The organism is Adlercreutzia sp. ZJ138, assembly GCF_011038935.1.
Lineage (GTDB): Bacteria > Actinomycetota > Coriobacteriia > Coriobacteriales > Eggerthellaceae > ZJ141.
Genome location: NZ_JAAKEA010000020.1, coordinates 36,056 through 52,795 on the forward strand (window position 1 = coordinate 36,056; position 16,740 = coordinate 52,795).

Below are 16,740 nucleotides of genomic sequence, written 5' to 3' on the forward strand. Positions count from 1 at the left end.
CGCAGGCTTTGCAAAACCGGTACAATGGTTGCTTTACGGCAACGTCACCGACTCATGAGGTATGCGACATCGTGCCAGATAAAACAACGCTCGCTGAAACGGCTTACCCCACGCGCACCGTCAATGCGGCGTCTTGTGACGCCGTTGAACCGGGATACGCCACCGACAGCCCAATTAAGCCGAGCCGGTGGTTTGCCCATCAGTGGAAGAAGGCTTGCACATGGTCGAAGGCGGCTTGCGCTGGCTTTGTTGCCGCTGCAGTTATTCTCGCGCTCGCCGCGCTGGCTGGATTCGTGAGCGCGCCGGTGCCAGCAACTCTCGCAAGCTGTATGCTGTTCAGCTTTTTGGGAATGCTCTGCCTTACGCGAGATGCTCGAAGTGCAGCACCGCTTTCGCGATGGAAGCATTTCCGCCCCATTGCAGCAGTATTAGCAGTACCGATTGGGTTTTACCTGATCGAGCGGCCGTACAACGACAGCTTTCCTTTCATGGAGGCTCAAGGCATGCTGGTTAGCCTGGCCATTTTGGCGGTTGTGTTTACCGTCCTCTTCGTTCTCTTACAGCGCTCGCGCGCCGCCATTGCACTGTTTTTGGGTTCATGCCTGTTCATTGGTATAGCAAATTACTTCGTCACGTTATTCAAAGGACAACCAATCCTGCCTTCCGACGTTATGGCGTTCTCAACGGCACTTACGGTGAGCGGCGGGTATTCCTATACGCTCGGGTGGCCCCTACTCGAATCGATTTGCGTATTCGCTGCGTGCTTGGCGGCGTTGGCATACGTGCCAAAGGTTAAAGCGAATTTCGGCGGCGCACTTGCTAGCGTACTGGTAGCAGCTAGCATTGTAGGCGGCGCATACACCGCGTTCGAGCACCTTGATTTCGAAGAGGACTTTGGTGTGCAAATTGACGTCTGGAACGCAACAGACGCCTACAAGAGTAAAGGTTCCGCTGCATGCTTCATGAAGCAGATGCAGGATCTCGTTCCCAAGGCACCTGACGGCTACAGCCCTCCGAACGCCGACGCTCTTCTGGCCCAGCAAAGCACTGCATTGTCAATCGAATCAGCGCCGGATAACACCGCACTAGCCCCCGCCCTCGCCTACGCCGATCAGCTTGAGCCAGACCTGGCAGCTGAGCAGGCGATGGAGCCTGCCGAAGTCACAGGGGTTGTTGAGGCTACAGGGGCTACAGGAATTGCCGAGGCTACAGGAGTCATCGGAAACGCGACGCCTACGGTTATCGCCATCATGAATGAGTCGTTTTCCGACTTGTCATCGTTTCCAACACTCGAAGCATCCGAGGCAAAACCCGAGCTGTATTACCAGCTGGCACAAGGGGCCATAGAGAGCGGTTATACCTATGTGTCGGCCAAAGGTGGCGGCACCTGCAACAGTGAGTTCGAATTCCTTACCTGTTCAACCAATGGTTTTCTGGGTGCCGGTGCGTACCCGTACGTTCAGTATAACCTCGAAGGAACCGAAAGCCTGGTGTCGTATTTCTCGAACCTGGGCTACGCAACGCACGCCATCCATCCCAATGAGGCGACCAACTGGCGACGTGACCGTATCTACCAGCAGCTTGGCTTCGACAGTTTCACCAGCATTGAATCATTCGAAGGTGCCGAAACGCTACGTGACATGGTCACCGACAAGGAAACCTACAACGTTATCCTCGAAATGCTTGAAGCGAACACACAGCCCCAGTTCATCTTCGACGTGACCATGCAAAACCATGGCGGCTATGAAAAAGGTGTTCCCCATAATGTGAGCCTGAACGTGGATACTCCATCTGGCACAACCGCGCCCGAACTCAGCGAATATGCAAGCGTTGTCAGGCAGTCGCAACTCGATTTGCTTGACTTCTTAGAAGCACTCGAGCTAACCGAGCGACCCATTGTGCTGTGCTTTTTCGGCGACCACCAACCAGGGTTCACCGAAGCTTTATGGGAAGAAACGCACGACAGCCAGCGAATTAGTAGTGCCGACCTTGAAACGCTGCAGGAATGCTGGAACACCCCATACATGATCTGGGCTAACGCGAGCGCACGCTCAAAGCTAGATCATCAGATCGAGCCGACCGACTTTGCTGAGCTACAACGAACTCTCGGTAGAAACGCCGTGCAAGACAATGAGGAAGAAAGCAGCGAGGAATACGCTTTCGAAGACAGTGTCGATAACGACACCGAAGGCGAAGGCAATGAAACCAGCGAAAACACCAGTGAAGAAAGATCTGACGAGCCTAACGAACCAACACTTCCCGAAGGCGAGACGCATACCAACAGAATCAGTCTCAACTATCTTGGAGTGAGACTTTTAGGCGCAGCGGAGCTGCCGCTTACGCCGTATCAGAGCTGCCTCGCTGAAACCAGCCAGCTGATACCCGCGATCAACCTAAACGGATACCTGCTTGCCGACGGCACTTGGCATCGCTTCAACGGCGAAGGCAGCGAGAGCGAGTTTGCAGCCACTGCTGAAGAGCGACTGCAAAACCTGCGCATCTTACAATACGACAACCTGTTCAACAGGGGTCTTATTAGAAGCAACCTTTGGTACACGCTCCAGTAACAGAACGTAGGGGACAACGGACAACGGGGGTGGGACAACGGGGACGTAGGTTATTGTCCCGTTCTGTTCTGTTTTAAAACAGAACAGAACGGGACAATAACCTACGTCCCCGTTGTCCCCTACACGCTACAGTAGAAGGTGTACTTCGTGTGCATCACACCTTTACAGCCTTTACGGGCGATTGCTACAGACGTGATGCTTGGTCGACTACGTGCACGATGACGTTCTGGCTCTGTTGCGCCCCACCGCGAAACACGCCGGACTCGATAGCGCAATCCGAGAAGTCGCGGCCGCGTGACAGCGCAATGTACTCATCGGTCACCGCGCAGTCATGTGTGGGATCAATACCGCGCCAATGGTCGCCGTCGTGTACTTCCACCCACGCATGTGTAGCTCCTTCCCCCACAATCAGGCCGTTCACATAGCGTGCACAAATACCTTCCGTGCGGCAGGCAGCAATGAGAATATGTGCGTAATCTTGACACACACCGCATCCCAGCTCGAACGCCTCAGCAGCCGTCGTTGACACGTCGGTAGCGCCCGGCTTGTAAGATAGATGCTCGTGCAAGGCATGAGATAGCTTCATCGCCTTATCCCACGCTGGCGCATTGCACGCCACCCGTAACGCATCGGCTGCGAAAGTGCGGATAGCCCCGCTTGTTGCCGCAAAACTCGAATCGCGAAGGAACATGGGATGCGCCGGTTCCGCCGAACAGTTCTCGGTGTCGACCACCACCATACCCGACGATATGAAGTTAAATTCGCTGTGAGGCTCAGCGATGCGACCTACCTGTAACAAATTGCCGAACCCGTCAACCTGCGCGGCAACGGTCGTATGCGGCGTGATGATAATTTGAGAGTCGAGCACCGTCTGCGAAGCACAGCTTTTCGGTAAGCAGCGCAGCACGAAGCTGTGCTCACTTACCGGATCGCTGAACTGCAGCGTCGTTTCGAAGGAGAACGAAAGTATCCGCACAAGCCCTCCTTAGAAGATGCCCGCTATGTCAGCAAGCAAGTCACCCAAACGTTCGTAGGTCATATTCTCAGGAAACCCCTGATCAAACACACAGGCAATCACTCGCTTGAACGCGTCTTTGTTGTACGGTATACCAATACGGTCGATGCGGCCGGCCAACCGATGCGTTTCCTTCGGCAGCCGGTCAAGCCGAAACGACAGGCGCGTATACAAGTCTAAGCGCTCAACACTAATACCGCTCTTGATAATATTGCGCGCCGAATCATCGGCAATGTAGTCATCAACGCAGCCCTTGAACGCCATAATGTAATCGAGCACCAGCTGCAGGTCGAGTAGCGGCGCGTCAGACACTTCGGCAGCGTCAACCGCGTCGGCCGCCATCTGCACATAGGCGATACTTTCCGTTCCTATTACGTCGCGCAGCAGCACAGCGTTGTCATACGCTGCATTCATGGAGTACTTCAGCGATGATGCGTTGCTTAAATCGAACAAGCAGTTGTTAAAGAACGACAGCGGATCATCGTTGCTCGCATCAAAGCCCAGTTCTTCGAGCTGACCTTTCCAGTTTCCCTCGAGCGAATCGAGTGCGGCATCATAGGTTGACAAGATGAACCGCAGTGTGGTGTAGCTGCGTTCGACGTAACGGCCCAGCCACAGCAGGTGTTCAACCTTCTCTATCGACAAAGAACCCATGTGTCCTTGAACCCCCCTCCTTGGGACGAATTGACAACACTAGAACCCTCTTCGCGCGAGTAGCGCGTCAAGCCACTCGGCCACACGCTCGTCTTCTCGCCCGACAGCACAAATGCACGCAAGTCAGCCTTGCGCGGCACCATTTCCCCGCCGATATAGGTGGGCAGACATAGGAAGTCGATGACCTCCTGTGCAATAAACCGTCGCGGTTCGCGGCGGATGAGAGCCTTCAACTCTTCGAGCTTTTCCGGAGCGAGCGTCGAGCCGAACACCACTCCGTAGCCGCCCGCTTCCGCAACATCCTTGATGACCAGCGTATCGGCGTTGTCCATCACGTAGGCCATGTCGTCATCGTAGAACGGCAGATACGTTGGCGCGTTCTTGAGCAGAGGCTTCTCGCCCAAGTAGTACTCGACCATCTTCGGCACGAAGTAGTAGATGCCTTTGTCGTCGGCCGCGCCGTTACCGGGCGCGTTCACAATAGCCACGTTGCCTGCACGGTAGGCGCTCATGATGTTGGGAACACCGATCAGGCTTTCCGGCAAGAAACACAACGGATCAAGGTATTCATCCGACAAGCGGCGATACACCGCACCCACTTTGCGGTTTGCCGTAGCATCACGGAAATAGAGCGTTTCGTTATCGACAAACAGCTCGCTCGGCTCGGCCAGCACCGCACCTGCATGTTCGGCCAGATACGAATGCTCGAAATATGCTGCATTGAAACGGCCCGGTGTGAGCACCACGTTGATGCCGCCGCAATTCACGTTATCCATTACGGCACGCAGGCGCTCGCCGTAGTCGCGGTTGTCGCGGATGGCCGATCCACGGAACGTCTCGGCATCGCATCGGCGACACAAATTGCGCGCGACCAGCGGATACGATGCGCCCGACGGTATGCGCAGATTGTCTTCAAGCACGTACCATTCCCCATCGTCACCCTCAACCAGGTCGATGCCGGAAATATGACTGTAAATACCCTTTGGTGGCACAATGCCCTCACACTGTGGCAAATACCCGCTCGACGCAAACGCGAAATCCTGCGGAACCACCCCGTCGGCGATAATCTGCTTATCACCGTACAAGTCTCGCAGGTAGGCGTTCAGCGCATCAACGCGCTGGATAAGCCCGCGCTCGAGCACATCCCACGCTTCGGCAGAAATGATGCGGGGAACGGCGTCGAAGGGAAACAGGCGCTCCGAGAACACGTTGTCCTTATAGATGCCGAACTTCACCCCGTATCGAGCAAGCTGCTGGTTGATTTTGGGAGTATGTCTGACCAGATTCTCGTACATAGGCGCATCCTTCACGTGGTCGCACCCGAACACACTCACACTCCGAAAGCAGCGGGCATCGAAAACGCCAGCCTCTCCCGCACAGGATGAACCCGTCCTTAGCAAGACGTCCCAGGCACGTATGACAATGTGAGAGACGCTGCGCACCACACGCCGCGCGAACAACGCAGCAAAGGCAGCGCACAAGCAACGCCAAAAGCGGCGAAACGTCTCAAGAAGCCATTATGATGCATGTTCGGCACCAATATAAGTGCAGATTGCATACCAGACCGATTTCTCACGTTTCAGAGGGAACAAACGATTGTCAATCTTGCACAATTCACCCGCAAAACGTAAAGCAGGTCAGAAGATTTACTCTTCTGACCTGCTGTTTTAGCTGGTCGGGTTGACAGGATTTGAACCTGCGGCCCCTTGACCCCCAGTCAAGTGCGCTACCAAACTGCGCCACAACCCGAAACGCGCCTTGTTCAAACGCAAGACGGTATACTACCCAGAACATGCTACTTTGGCAAGCGATTTGAAGAAAAATCTGCAAATCGCACGTCAACGCCACACGTGCAGCATGTGAGTGTGTGGCGTGCGCAAGATATGCAGCACGACACATACGCAACGAACGCGACGTACCATTTCGCACGCCACCTCACCCGTGAAGCATACGCACGAACGAACTCGCATCACGCCGCGTAGGCAAGCGCACTACGGAAGCAACGATACGGCTCGATCGAGGATAACATCTGCTAGGCGGTCCTTCGACATAAGCGGCAGCTGCTCGGCGCCATGTGCGTCAATCAACCATGCCTGATTACTGTCGGCACCAAACACCTTACCTTCGCCCACTTCGTTCGCCACAATAAGGTCAGCCCCTTTCGAAGCCAGCTTACCCTTGGCGTACGCCACCACGTCGTCGGTTTCGGCGGCAAATCCAACAATCACTCGCCTTCCTTTTGAAGCGGCACACGTGGCAAGGATGTCGGGGTTGCGCACAAGTTCAATGCATGAGAGCGCGCTATCAGACTCCCCTTTCTTCAACTTGTGTGCTGCGACCTGCTTCGGACGCATGTCGGCAACTGCCGCAGCGAACACACCTAGGTCGGCTACAGCAAACGCCTCTTCGGCCGCGGCAAGCATCTCGCACGCCGTGCGCACCTGAACTACCCGCACGCCTTCCGGCTTTGGTAGCGATACTGGCCCCGACACGAGCGTTACACGTGCTCCCCGCACGGCAGCAGCGCGAGCAAGCGCGTAACCCATCTTTCCCGACGAATGGTTCGAAAGGTACCGCACCGGATCTATTGGCTCCACCGTCGGGCCAGCAGTCACCATAACCTGTCGTCCTTCGAGATTGCGACGAATACCCAGCTCGGCCAGTACAACCGACACGATGTCGCTCACGTCAGCCAAGCGTCCACGACCTACATCGCCACACGCGAGATAACCGCTTCCCGCCTCGATAATGCGCACGCCACGCGCTTCGAGCTTGCCCATGTTGTAGATGGTTGCAGGATTCTCGTACATGTGCACGTTCATGGCCGGAGCAATAACGAGCGGCGCTGTTGTGGAAAGTGCGGTCGTGGTCAGCAGATCATCAGCAATGCCGTTTGCCACCTTGGCCAGCACGTTCGCCGTACACGGCGCAATGAGGAACAAATCGGCTTCCTGAGCAAGCGAAATATGGTGAATCGGGTCGGAGGGGTTGTCGAACAGCCCTACGGCAACCGGCTCATGCGTGAGCGAGCGAAACGTCAGCGGACCAACGAATTGGGTGGCATGCTCGGTCATGACCACCTTGCAGCGCACACCGGCCTTCTGCAAGCCGCGCACAATCTCGCACGTCTTGTATGCCGCGATGCATCCTGTCACCCCAATGAGGACTGTTTTCTGTTCCATTCTTTCTATCCTTCCCCAACATCACTAAGACAACCGTCACTGTCTCGAAGAGTGTCAAAGGGCTCACCCGCGTTGATCCAATACATCCCTTCGACACAATGCTCGCTACCTCATATAAGGCCCAAGTACACTCATCAGCACCTGCACGTGCGCTTTACTCCTATTCAGACAAGGGACGTACGTGAACTTGGTTGAATCAGGCTCGCGTCCCGCCTTCCGCACCATGTCGAAATAGTACGGCTTCAAATCGTGATCGACGTCGTACAGCGTTTCAAGGCAATCAACAGCGAAGTTGGGGCACACGCAAAATATGCGCGGCCCGTCAACCTGCGACCAGCGCGCGAGCACGTCGCGCGTGAACGGCGCAAGCCACTGCCTACTTTTGTCGAACCGACATTGATAACCAATGGTCCAACGACGTCGTTCGATACCCAACTCGCTTGCGATCTGAAGACTCGTTGCGCTCGTTTGCAGCTCGTACGTGTCACCGTTTTCGATATCAATCATCGGAATGGAATGAAACGAAAACAGCAACCGATCGTCAGATTCGGGATTGAAACCAGCGTTGCGAATCGAAGCGGCAATAGCCCTGATGTATGTGCCATTGTCGTGGTAATTGTCTATGACGTCGTGTTCCACCTGCCAGCGCGCCTTTCGCAATCCCCGCTTCACGCCATCGCGCACCGCACCGCACGTGGAGTGCGCACTTTGCGGATACAGAGGCAACACCACGAGCTGATTACAACCCAGGCGTTTCATCTCACGAAGTGCGCGGGGAATAGTTGGCTCACTATAGCTCATTGCACAACGTACCACTGCATCGTGCCCAGCGGCATCAAGTGCTGCCTGAAGCCCTACTTCAATCTTCTCATGGGTGGTTGCGAAGAAGAAACCTTCATCGCTCCAAATAGCGCGGTACTTTTCCGCCGATACGCGACCCCGCTTGGGCAAAATGAAAAAATGGAGAATAAACCACCAGACAACTGCATTCATGGGCCTAATACGCTTGTCCATCAGGAACTTCGCCAGATACCGGCGCACTGACCGCGGCTCGGGAGCCGATGGCGTGCCAGTGTTCACCAGCAGCACCCCGCATCGTTTCTGGGAATCAGCCATGCTTTCTGCCCTTCCTCATTTCGCAGCCACTACCGTGCATCTCGCTACCGTGTCATCGCGCCCGTACCAACATGCCTACCCAACGTGCGCAGTTTACGTGCCAGATCGTATCTCGTCCATCGCCGCAATGGCACTCAAGCTCGGGGCGGGCGCTGCGTCCAACTCGTCAAACACTTCTGCACCCGCAGCCGTTCTACCGCAACTTCTGTCAGCAAGGCCGTCGAACGCCTGCTGCAAGTCGTCGGGTAACCGATCGGCGAAGGCGAGACGCTCTCCCGTCATCGGATGATCGAACCCTAGCTTGAACGAATGTAGGAACTGACGGTAAAGCCCCAGCCCTGCAGCGGGATTACCAGGAGCACAGGCCGTATACACCGGATCACCCACCAGCGGATGCTTCGTGTATTCCATGTGCACACGGATCTGATGCGTGCGCCCAGTGAACAGTTTGCAGTCAATCAGCGTATACCCGTCGTCTTTCCCTTTGGGATCAAAACGCTCGAGCACGCGAAACGTTGTCACGGCATCGCGCGCCGACGGCACGTCACGCACAGCCATGCGCAACCGATCGCGATCGGAACGCGCGATCGGCGCATCAATCATGCCGGTATCAGCAGCGATAACGCCATGCACGAGCGCAAGATAGCGCCGGTCAACTGCCCGGTCGCGGATGTCAGCCATAAGCGCATAGCCAGTCGCATCGTCTTTCGCGGCCAGCATAAGCCCCGTCGTATCCCGATCAAGCCGGTGAACGATACCCAGCCGGTCGTCGTCCCCCTGCACGTTACATAGGTGTTCGAACCCGCAATGGTAAACAAGCGCGTTTACCAACGTGCCACCGAAATGGTCGACAGAAGGATGGCACACCAAACCGGCTTGCTTCGACAACACCAGCAGATGGTCGTCTTCGAACCTGATGTCAAGCGGGATGCGCTCACCTTCCACCACACCTGCGGGCACTTCGCAATCAAGCTCATACACAACGACATCACCTGCGCGCACGAGGTGTTTCTTGGCAACCTCAGCACCGTTGACAAGAACCCGACCCCCCTCAACAGCTTTCGCCGCAGCACTGCGACTGGAATACGCCCCAACAGCAGAAAGTAGGGAGTCCAAGCGATCGCCCGCCTGCTCGCGCCGCACGGTATGACTCTTGTAATGCGTCACGAGCGTTCCTCGTCGCACGCCGACGAAGCGCGCTCAGCAATAAAAAAGCCAACGAAGAGCAACGCAAAACCACACGTCACACCAATGTCAGCAATATTGAACACCGGAAAATCGATAAACGTCGCGTTAATGAAATCAACCACGTAAGCTTGCGAGAAACGGTCGATCGCATTGCCCACACCACCCGCGAACACCAGCGCCAACCCTACGGTGCATACCGAATTGAGCGGCGGATCAACCAACAACAAAAATGCAATCAGCATCGCACAAACAACCACGGACAACACACCAAGGGCAAATGTTGAATCGCCAAACATACCCCATGCTGCACCTGTGTTGTGCACCAAACGGAACTCAAAGAGCCCCAAATACGGGCCACCGATGAGTTCCCCCACTTCAAACGTATTGAAAAACGCTTTTGTTAGCATGTCGAAAGCAAGCCACACAATGGCAACAAAAGAGAACACTACCACGCTGTGCCCACGAGCGCCGCGCAATAGCCCGCGTGGTGAAGCGGCAGCTATCTTTGAAGCCGCGCCCGAAACTGCGGATTCCGCAGACGCCACCGGGCTTTCCGAAGACGCGGAATTCCCCAAAACCTCAGTTTTTTCCGAAGAGGACACCGGCTCACACGCCGGCGAGGACGCGCCTTTCCGCACGTCCTCGCTCAGCGCGTCGTTTGTCATTCGCTCGTTCATTCCGCCGAGCAGCTCATTGCGTCAAGAGCGTTTCCACAGCGCTCACACACGTCGGGATGCGCAGCATTGCCGCCGAGTGTACGGTAGTTCCAGCAACGCGGACACTTCTCTCCTTCTGCAGGCATCACTGTGGCGGACAGCTCATCGGTTTCCTCAAGCTGAACACCGGAAACAATGAATAGCTCTTCGAGTACAGCTTCATCAAACGCTCGCAGCGAATCGAGCACATGAGCAGGGGCGGACACCTTAATAGCAGCTTCTTGACTCTTGTTTACCGTCTTGGCAGTACGCGCGTCCTCAAGCGCTTTGGTCACCACGTCGCGTACGGCCATAGCCGGCTCGAACGCCGCAAGCGCCGCCGCACCGCCGTCGGCAGGAAGCGCCGGAGTGAAATCGCTCACCTTGGGCCATCCGGCCAGCTGCACGTTGCACACGTGGGAATCGAGCGCGCGAATAGCCGGCGGGAAGTGCTCCCACACCTCGTCGCAGGTAAACGACAGGATAGGCGACAACACACGCACCAGTACCTCAAGCACGTTCATAAGCACGGTCTGTACCGCACGGCGACGCGGAGATGCAGGAGCCTCGGAGTACAGACGATCCTTCGTAACATCCATGTACACGGCGGACAAGTCGTTCACAAAATCGTAGGTAGCGCGGTACACCGCGTTGAAGCGCAATGCGGCGTAGGCATCTTCCACCTCGCGCAAAAGTCCGGCGGTTTTAGCCATGACGTAGCGGTCGATGGGCTCCAGATCGTCCCAGGTAACCTCCGCCATGATACTGTTATCGTAGTCGTTTAAGTTCCCCAACAGGAAGCGGAAGGTGTTGCGGAAGCGACGGTAAGCGTCTGATACCTGCTTCAAAATGCCGTCGGAGATGGACACATCCTGTGAATAGTCAACGCTTGCCACCCACAGGCGCAGCACGTCGGCACCGTACTTGCCTACGATGTCAGCCGGATCGATGCCGTTGCCAAGCGATTTCGACATCTTTCTGCCTTGCTCGTCAACGGTGAACCCGCAGTGCATGACGCTTTGGTAGGGCGGCACCCCGTAGGCCCCCACGCTCGTGAGCAGCGACGACTGGAACCAACCGCGATGCTGGTCGGAGCCTTCTAGGTACAACTCGGTCGGGAAGTGCATGCCCTCACTGGCGCGATGGCGACACACGCTGGTATGCGACACACCTGATTCCCACCACACGTCCAAGATGTCTTTCTCGGGCAGCACCTCAGTGCAGCCGCACACCTCACAAACTGTGTCAGCCGGCAGATACTCGGCGGGCTTGCGCGTAAACCACGCGTCGGCACCCTCGCGATAGAACAGGTCAATCACCGCGTCGAACGTGGCTTCGGTTGCCACCGTGCTGCCGCATTTCGCACACTTAAACACGGGGATAGGCACACCCCACGAGCGCTGGCGGCTGATGCACCAGTCGGGACGCTCGGCCACCATCGAACCAATGCGGTTTTTCGCCCACGCGGGTACCCAGGTAACCTGGTTGTCAATGGCGTCGAGCGCCTTCGCGCGTAGGTCGTTTTCATCCATAGACACGAACCACTGGTCGGTAGCACGGAAGATGACCGGCTCGTGGCAGCGCCAGCAATGCGGGTAGCTATGCTCGATCTTACGCTCGGCGACCAGCGTGCCTTCTTCACGCAACCATTCGATGATCTTCGGGTTTGCGTCATCCACGTTCATTCCGGCGAACTGACCGCCCTCATCGGTGAAGCAGCCGTTGTCATCAACAGGCATGAGAATGGGAATGCCGAACTCAAGCCCCACCAGATAGTCGTCCTGACCATGACCCGGCGCAGTGTGAACACAACCGGTGCCCGTGTCAAGCGTTACATGATCGCCGTAGATAATCGTGCCCTTCAGGTCGCGACGCACCGGGCACGTATACGTCATGCCGCAGAACTCGCGTCCCTTCAACACCACTGGCTCGCCTGCAGCATCCGACACAAGCGAGAAGCCCTGCCAGCCGGCGATCTCGGCAACCGATGTCACCAAATCGTGCGCCATGATCATGTTGACGCCATCCACCTGCACCATCACGTAGTCGGCATCGGGAGCAAGCGACACCGCGGCGTTCGCAGGCAACGTCCAGGGCGTAGTGGTCCAGATGAGCACCCATGCCTCGCCCGTAACACCGGCGGCTTCGTAGACGCTGGGCATGGTATCCATCTTAAAGCGAACGAAGATAGACGGCGAAACCTCGTCGCCGTACTCAATTTCCGCCTCGGCAAGTGCGGTATGGCAGCGCTTACACCAGTGGATGGGCTTGCGGCCGCGATATACCGAGCCGTTTAGATACATGGTCTTGAAAATCTCGACGTTTCCGGCCTCGTAATTCGGGAGAAACGTCAGATAGGGATGTTCCCAATCGGCGTTTACGCCCAAGCGCTTGAACCCCTCGCGTTGCACGCCCACGTACTTCTCGGCCCATTCACGGCAGAGACGACGCAACTCGGGCTGACTAGTAGCAGCCATCTTATCAGGGCCTAAGGTCTTTTCGACCATGTGCTCAATGGGCTGACCATGGCAGTCCCAACCGGGAATGTAGGGCGTGAAATAACCGCGTTGTGCGTGGCTTTTGTTCACGAAGTCCTTCAGAATCTTGTTGAAGGCGTGGCCGATATGTATTGGCCCGTTCGCGTACGGGGGGCCGTCATGCAAGACGAAGGGCTCGCCGTCCTTGTTCTTCTCGAGCACGCGCTCGTAAATACGCTCGTTTTCCCATTTCTCCAGGCGTTTCGGCTCGTTTTCGGGCAGATTCGCTCGCATGGGGAAATCGGTTTCGGGCAAGTTCATGGTTCCTTTGTAGCTGTTCGCCATGGTTTCGCCGCACCTTCCAATTCACTCACGTACGCACCATTGCGCACGGTTTCATCCAAACTTGGACAGTATAGGCGATACCGCATGCACCACGCTTTTCGGATGCTCGATTCCAGAATTGCTGCATAGGAGAAGCGAGCAGGCCAACACGGGCCAACACGGGCCAACACGGGCCAGCACGAGCCGACACGAGGGAAACCGCAAAAAAGCCGCTTATCTTCGCCTAGCCATTGATGCCGTTTGGCAGCAGCAGCGCCTTCGACAGCACCAGCAGCGCGGCTACGGCAACCACACTCAAGATGATGAGCATCAGCTTCTTGAACTGAGACATCGGTATTCCCTTTCCTCACGAGCTTTTCACACAGCGATAAGTATAGCGCACACAGCCAGGTGACGCCCGCCCACCGCATACGTAGCGCCCGCCCACCGCAAAGCATCCCCCCGTCTGCCGAGTGCACGACCCCCGACAGGAAACGGCGTGAGAAATGCACGTATAATCGCGATCAGCGATTGAGAGAACCCCCGCACTCTTCGCAGGAGCCCCGCAGTCGCACCGCATTGGAATGCACGATGATCTCTTCACTGAAAGGGGACAACTATGGGATTTCTCACGGGTAAGACCGCCATCATCACCGGCGCTGGCTTCGCGGCGCTCACCGACGGATCGGCGGGTTCCATCGGCTACGGCATCGCGACAGCCTACGCCAAGGAAGGCGCAAATCTGGTCATCACCGGCCGCAACACGAAGAAACTCGACGAGGCTAAGCGTCGTTTGGAGGAAGAGCATGGCATCCAGGTGCTGACCGTCGCCGCCGACGTGAATGCAGGGGCTGACAATAAGGCCGTCACGCAGGGAGTCGTGGACGCCGCTATCGAGAAGTTTGGTCGCATCGACGTGCTGGTCAACAACGCACAGGCTTCCGCGTCGGGCGTCACGCTGGCCGACCACACCCCCGAGCAGTTCGATTTGGCCTTGTACTCGGGTCTCTACGCCACCTTCTACTACATGCAGGCATGCTATCCGTACCTGAAAGAGACGAAGGGTTCGGTTATCAACTTCGCTTCCGGCGCGGGTCTGTTCGGCAACTACGGCCAATGCGCTTACGCCGCCGCCAAGGAAGGCATCCGCGGTCTGTCACGCGTAGCTGCCACCGAGTGGGGCCCCGACGGCATCAACGTGAATGTGGTGTGCCCGCTAGCTTGGACTGCGGCACTCGAGGGCTTCAAGAACCAGTATCCCGAGGCATTTGAGGCGAACGTAAAGATGCCGCCCATGGGTCATTATGGCAACGTCGAAACCGAAATCGGCCGCGTGGTCGTGCAGCTCGCCAGCCCCGACTTCAAGTTCATGAGCGGCGAAACTGTCACGCTCGAAGGCGGCATGGGTCTGCGTCCGTAACGCTTCAATTCGTTGCGAGCGGAAACACGCGAGGTCGCGCGCGATAATGCACGATGCTGCCCCTTATTTGTAGTCGGCTGGATTCTTCGCTGCACTGCCCGTGGTGTTTTGAGTGGTGCGCAGTTCGCTGCCGAATGCAACCGCGCTCTCGCCGAAACGATCACGCACCGAGTCAGTCGCCTTCAGCAAACCGCGCCGGCGCTGTTCATCAAACAGCGCCGGCTCTTTCCGCTGAGTGGTGCCGGCAGAACTGCTTTCAAAAGCAGCGGTATCATCGCCAAACAGGCTTTCCTCAAACAGGCTTTCCTGTACGCAGGCATAATCGGAAAACCCGCTCATTGACACGCCCACCAAGCGCACGGGAATTCCTTCCTGCCACACACCAGAGAGCAGACGCCGCAATTCGGGCAGCATAACGAACTCATCATCGGTGGGAACGGGTAGCTGACATTGCGCCGACCGGACCGCCCGATCGCCTAGGCGTAGCTTCAAGCCCAGACACGTTCCGGCAAGGCCCTTCTTGCGAAGTCGGCGACCAACCTTCGCCGCCATGGCTGCCAACGCCGATTCTACGTCGGAGCGAAGCACGAGGTCTTCTGCGAACGACGTTTCGTTCGACACCGACTTCACCGTACTGTCATCGATCAGAGGCGTGTCATCAGCCCCAAGCGCGCGCAGGTGCATGGTGCGGCCATTTTTCCCGAACAGACGCACCAACATGCGCTCGTCGGCACGGCTTAAGTCGCCGAGTGTTGCAATACCACGCGAGTGCAGTTTTTCTTCGGCAACCTTTCCCACGCCGCTTAGTGTTCGCACGGGAAGCGGATCCAAGAACGCCTTTTCGCTTCCCGGATAGACCACGGTCAAGCCACAGGGTTTGTCCATGTCGGAAGCGATTTTCGCCACCGTTTTCGAAGTTCCCACCCCCACCGAACACGTTACCCCCAGCTCACGAACGCGACGCTGGATGCGTTGCGCGATGAGCACGGGGTGTTCGCGATTGCATCGCGTGGGCGTCACATCGAGAAATGCCTCATCAATGCTCACTTGTTGCACGCGCGGAGTCTCGTCGCGCAGGATGTTCATGACAAGGTTCGATACTTCGCGATAGCGCGTAAAACGCCCGCGCGTCCAGATGGCCTGCGGACACAAGCGCGCCGCTTGCGATGAAGGCATGGCACTGTGTACCCCGAAGGCACGCGCCTCGTACGATGCGGTTGATACCACGCCACGCTTGTCAGCGTCGCCGCCAACGATGACCGGCTTCCCCCGCCATCCTGGATGATCGAGCTGCTCTACCGATGCAAAGAACGCATCAAGATCAACAAGCAGGATAGCCGGCCCCTCCCACGGCTCGAGCACAAGACCGTCTTCGAGTATCAAGTCGGTTTGTGGGTGTGACTGCAAACTGGTTACCGAATCGTTTCGCAAACCGGACGTCGAATCATCTTTCCCCAGCATCGCCGGATCGTTTCGCATGGCCACCCCCTTTCCTGCATGCAATCAACCAACAAGTGTGAAGCTCATATCAAGCAGGCCCTCTATCTGCTCGAATGACACCGAGCCATCGAGACGAATAGTAACCCAATGTTCCTTGTTCATGTGCCATGCAGGATGGTAACCCTCTTCGTGCAGCAGGCTAGAAACAAGCAACGGGTCGGCCTTAACATTAAGAATGTCAAGCTTTTCGATGTTATCTAACCCAATATAGCGACCAGGAATATCTGCAACCAGACCAAACCACTTGCGGCTAACCGGATGAATGAGCACTACGTAACCGGGATTCTTGTCGGGCCACTTACGGACAAGCTTCGCCCCATAACGGCTTTCTGCAACGTCGAAAACCTGATCACGCAACGATTCTTGCTGCCCATTCATGTCACTTACGTCACTCACAGAACTCACAGCACTCATATCACTCGCTCCATTCAAACAACAGTAATCGCAATGACGTCAACACCAGCAACAAAAATAAGGCCCTTCGCGGTTTTTAGTGGGTAGCACAGGGTGCCAACTGTGGGAAGTGTAGTTACAAGCGGGGCCAAGCGGTATCATTTAGCATGTAAGCGGAAACATACGGAGATGCCAAAATGAACCCACAA

12 protein-coding genes and 1 tRNA gene are annotated in these 16,740 nt (G+C 56.5%); 2 read left to right on the plus strand and 11 right to left on the minus strand.

Annotated features, from left to right (window positions below; genetic code table 11):
- Window positions 1-71: 71 nt before the first annotated feature.
- Window positions 72-2,567, plus strand: a complete 2,496-nt coding sequence (locus G7Y43_RS08615; RefSeq protein ID WP_165045999.1) for an LTA synthase family protein — start codon at window positions 72-74, stop codon at window positions 2,565-2,567.
- A 184-nt stretch (window positions 2,568-2,751) separates the two neighbouring features.
- Here G7Y43_RS08615 and G7Y43_RS08620 read toward each other — a convergent pair whose 3' ends face one another.
- The 9 genes from G7Y43_RS08620 to ileS form a co-directional block, all read right to left on the minus strand.
- Window positions 2,752-3,543, minus strand: coding sequence for a transglutaminase family protein (locus tag G7Y43_RS08620; protein ID WP_165046000.1), 792 nt, complete (start codon window positions 3,541-3,543; stop codon window positions 2,752-2,754).
- Between the two features lie 9 nt (window positions 3,544-3,552).
- Complete coding sequence (locus tag G7Y43_RS08625) at window positions 3,553-4,236, minus strand: alpha-E domain-containing protein (RefSeq protein ID WP_165046001.1); 684 nt, start codon at window positions 4,234-4,236, stop codon at window positions 3,553-3,555.
- The gene (locus tag G7Y43_RS08630) at window positions 4,218-5,531 is read right to left on the minus strand and encodes a circularly permuted type 2 ATP-grasp protein (RefSeq protein ID WP_165046002.1); all 1,314 of its coding nucleotides are present in this window, start codon (window positions 5,529-5,531) and stop codon (window positions 4,218-4,220) included. Before G7Y43_RS08630 ends, G7Y43_RS08625 begins: the two co-directional genes overlap by 19 nt.
- Window positions 5,532-5,908: 377 nt before the next feature.
- Window positions 5,909-5,985, minus strand: a tRNA-Pro gene (locus tag G7Y43_RS08635).
- Between the two features lie 242 nt (window positions 5,986-6,227).
- Window positions 6,228-7,418 (minus strand): bifunctional phosphopantothenoylcysteine decarboxylase/phosphopantothenate--cysteine ligase CoaBC, encoded by a 1,191-nt coding sequence (coaBC, locus tag G7Y43_RS08640; protein ID WP_206215111.1) that lies wholly within the window; start codon window positions 7,416-7,418, stop codon window positions 6,228-6,230.
- Between the two features lie 105 nt (window positions 7,419-7,523).
- A complete protein-coding gene (hemH, locus tag G7Y43_RS08645) occupies window positions 7,524-8,534 on the minus strand; it encodes a ferrochelatase (protein ID WP_165046003.1) in 1,011 nt (336 codons plus the stop codon).
- 93 nt (window positions 8,535-8,627) lie between these two features.
- A complete protein-coding gene (locus G7Y43_RS08650) occupies window positions 8,628-9,701 on the minus strand; it encodes an RluA family pseudouridine synthase (RefSeq protein WP_165046004.1) in 1,074 nt (357 codons plus the stop codon).
- The gene (gene lspA / locus G7Y43_RS08655) at window positions 9,698-10,387 is read right to left on the minus strand and encodes a signal peptidase II (protein ID WP_165046005.1); all 690 of its coding nucleotides are present in this window, start codon (window positions 10,385-10,387) and stop codon (window positions 9,698-9,700) included. The genes G7Y43_RS08650 and lspA overlap by 4 nt, the downstream gene beginning before the upstream one ends.
- 8 nt (window positions 10,388-10,395) lie before the next feature.
- Window positions 10,396-13,239, minus strand: a complete 2,844-nt coding sequence (gene ileS, locus G7Y43_RS08660; RefSeq protein WP_165046006.1) for an isoleucine--tRNA ligase — start codon at window positions 13,237-13,239, stop codon at window positions 10,396-10,398.
- 598 nt (window positions 13,240-13,837) lie between these two features.
- Between ileS and G7Y43_RS08665 the strand changes: the two genes are divergently transcribed.
- Window positions 13,838-14,638 (plus strand): SDR family NAD(P)-dependent oxidoreductase, encoded by an 801-nt coding sequence (locus tag G7Y43_RS08665; RefSeq protein ID WP_165046007.1) that lies wholly within the window; start codon window positions 13,838-13,840, stop codon window positions 14,636-14,638.
- A 63-nt stretch (window positions 14,639-14,701) separates the two neighbouring features.
- On the opposite strand, the gene dinB is transcribed toward G7Y43_RS08665, so the two are convergent.
- Both dinB and G7Y43_RS08675 read right to left on the minus strand, forming a co-directional pair.
- Window positions 14,702-16,117, minus strand: coding sequence for a DNA polymerase IV (gene dinB / locus G7Y43_RS08670; protein ID WP_241158218.1), 1,416 nt, complete (start codon window positions 16,115-16,117; stop codon window positions 14,702-14,704).
- Between the two features lie 24 nt (window positions 16,118-16,141).
- A complete protein-coding gene (locus G7Y43_RS08675) occupies window positions 16,142-16,552 on the minus strand; it encodes an MmcQ/YjbR family DNA-binding protein (protein WP_165046008.1) in 411 nt (136 codons plus the stop codon).
- Window positions 16,553-16,740 lie beyond the last annotated feature (188 nt).

Coding starts and splice junctions, on each gene's coding strand:
- G7Y43_RS08625 (WP_165046001.1), bottom strand. CDS start 4,236: ATGGGTTCTTTGTCGATAGAGAAGGTTGAACACCTGCTGTGGCTGGGC.
- G7Y43_RS08630 (WP_165046002.1), bottom strand. CDS start 5,531: ATGTACGAGAATCTGGTCAGACATACTCCCAAAATCAACCAGCAGCTT.
- coaBC (WP_206215111.1), bottom strand. CDS start 7,418: ATGGAACAGAAAACAGTCCTCATTGGGGTGACAGGATGCATCGCGGCA.
- hemH (WP_165046003.1), bottom strand. CDS start 8,534: ATGGCTGATTCCCAGAAACGATGCGGGGTGCTGCTGGTGAACACTGGC.
- lspA (WP_165046005.1), bottom strand. CDS start 10,387: ATGACAAACGACGCGCTGAGCGAGGACGTGCGGAAAGGCGCGTCCTCG.
- ileS (WP_165046006.1), bottom strand. CDS start 13,239: ATGGCGAACAGCTACAAAGGAACCATGAACTTGCCCGAAACCGATTTC.
- G7Y43_RS08665 (WP_165046007.1), top strand. CDS start 13,838: ATGGGATTTCTCACGGGTAAGACCGCCATCATCACCGGCGCTGGCTTC.
- dinB (WP_241158218.1), bottom strand. CDS start 16,117: ATGCGAAACGATCCGGCGATGCTGGGGAAAGATGATTCGACGTCCGGT.
- G7Y43_RS08675 (WP_165046008.1), bottom strand. CDS start 16,552: ATGAGTGCTGTGAGTTCTGTGAGTGACGTAAGTGACATGAATGGGCAG.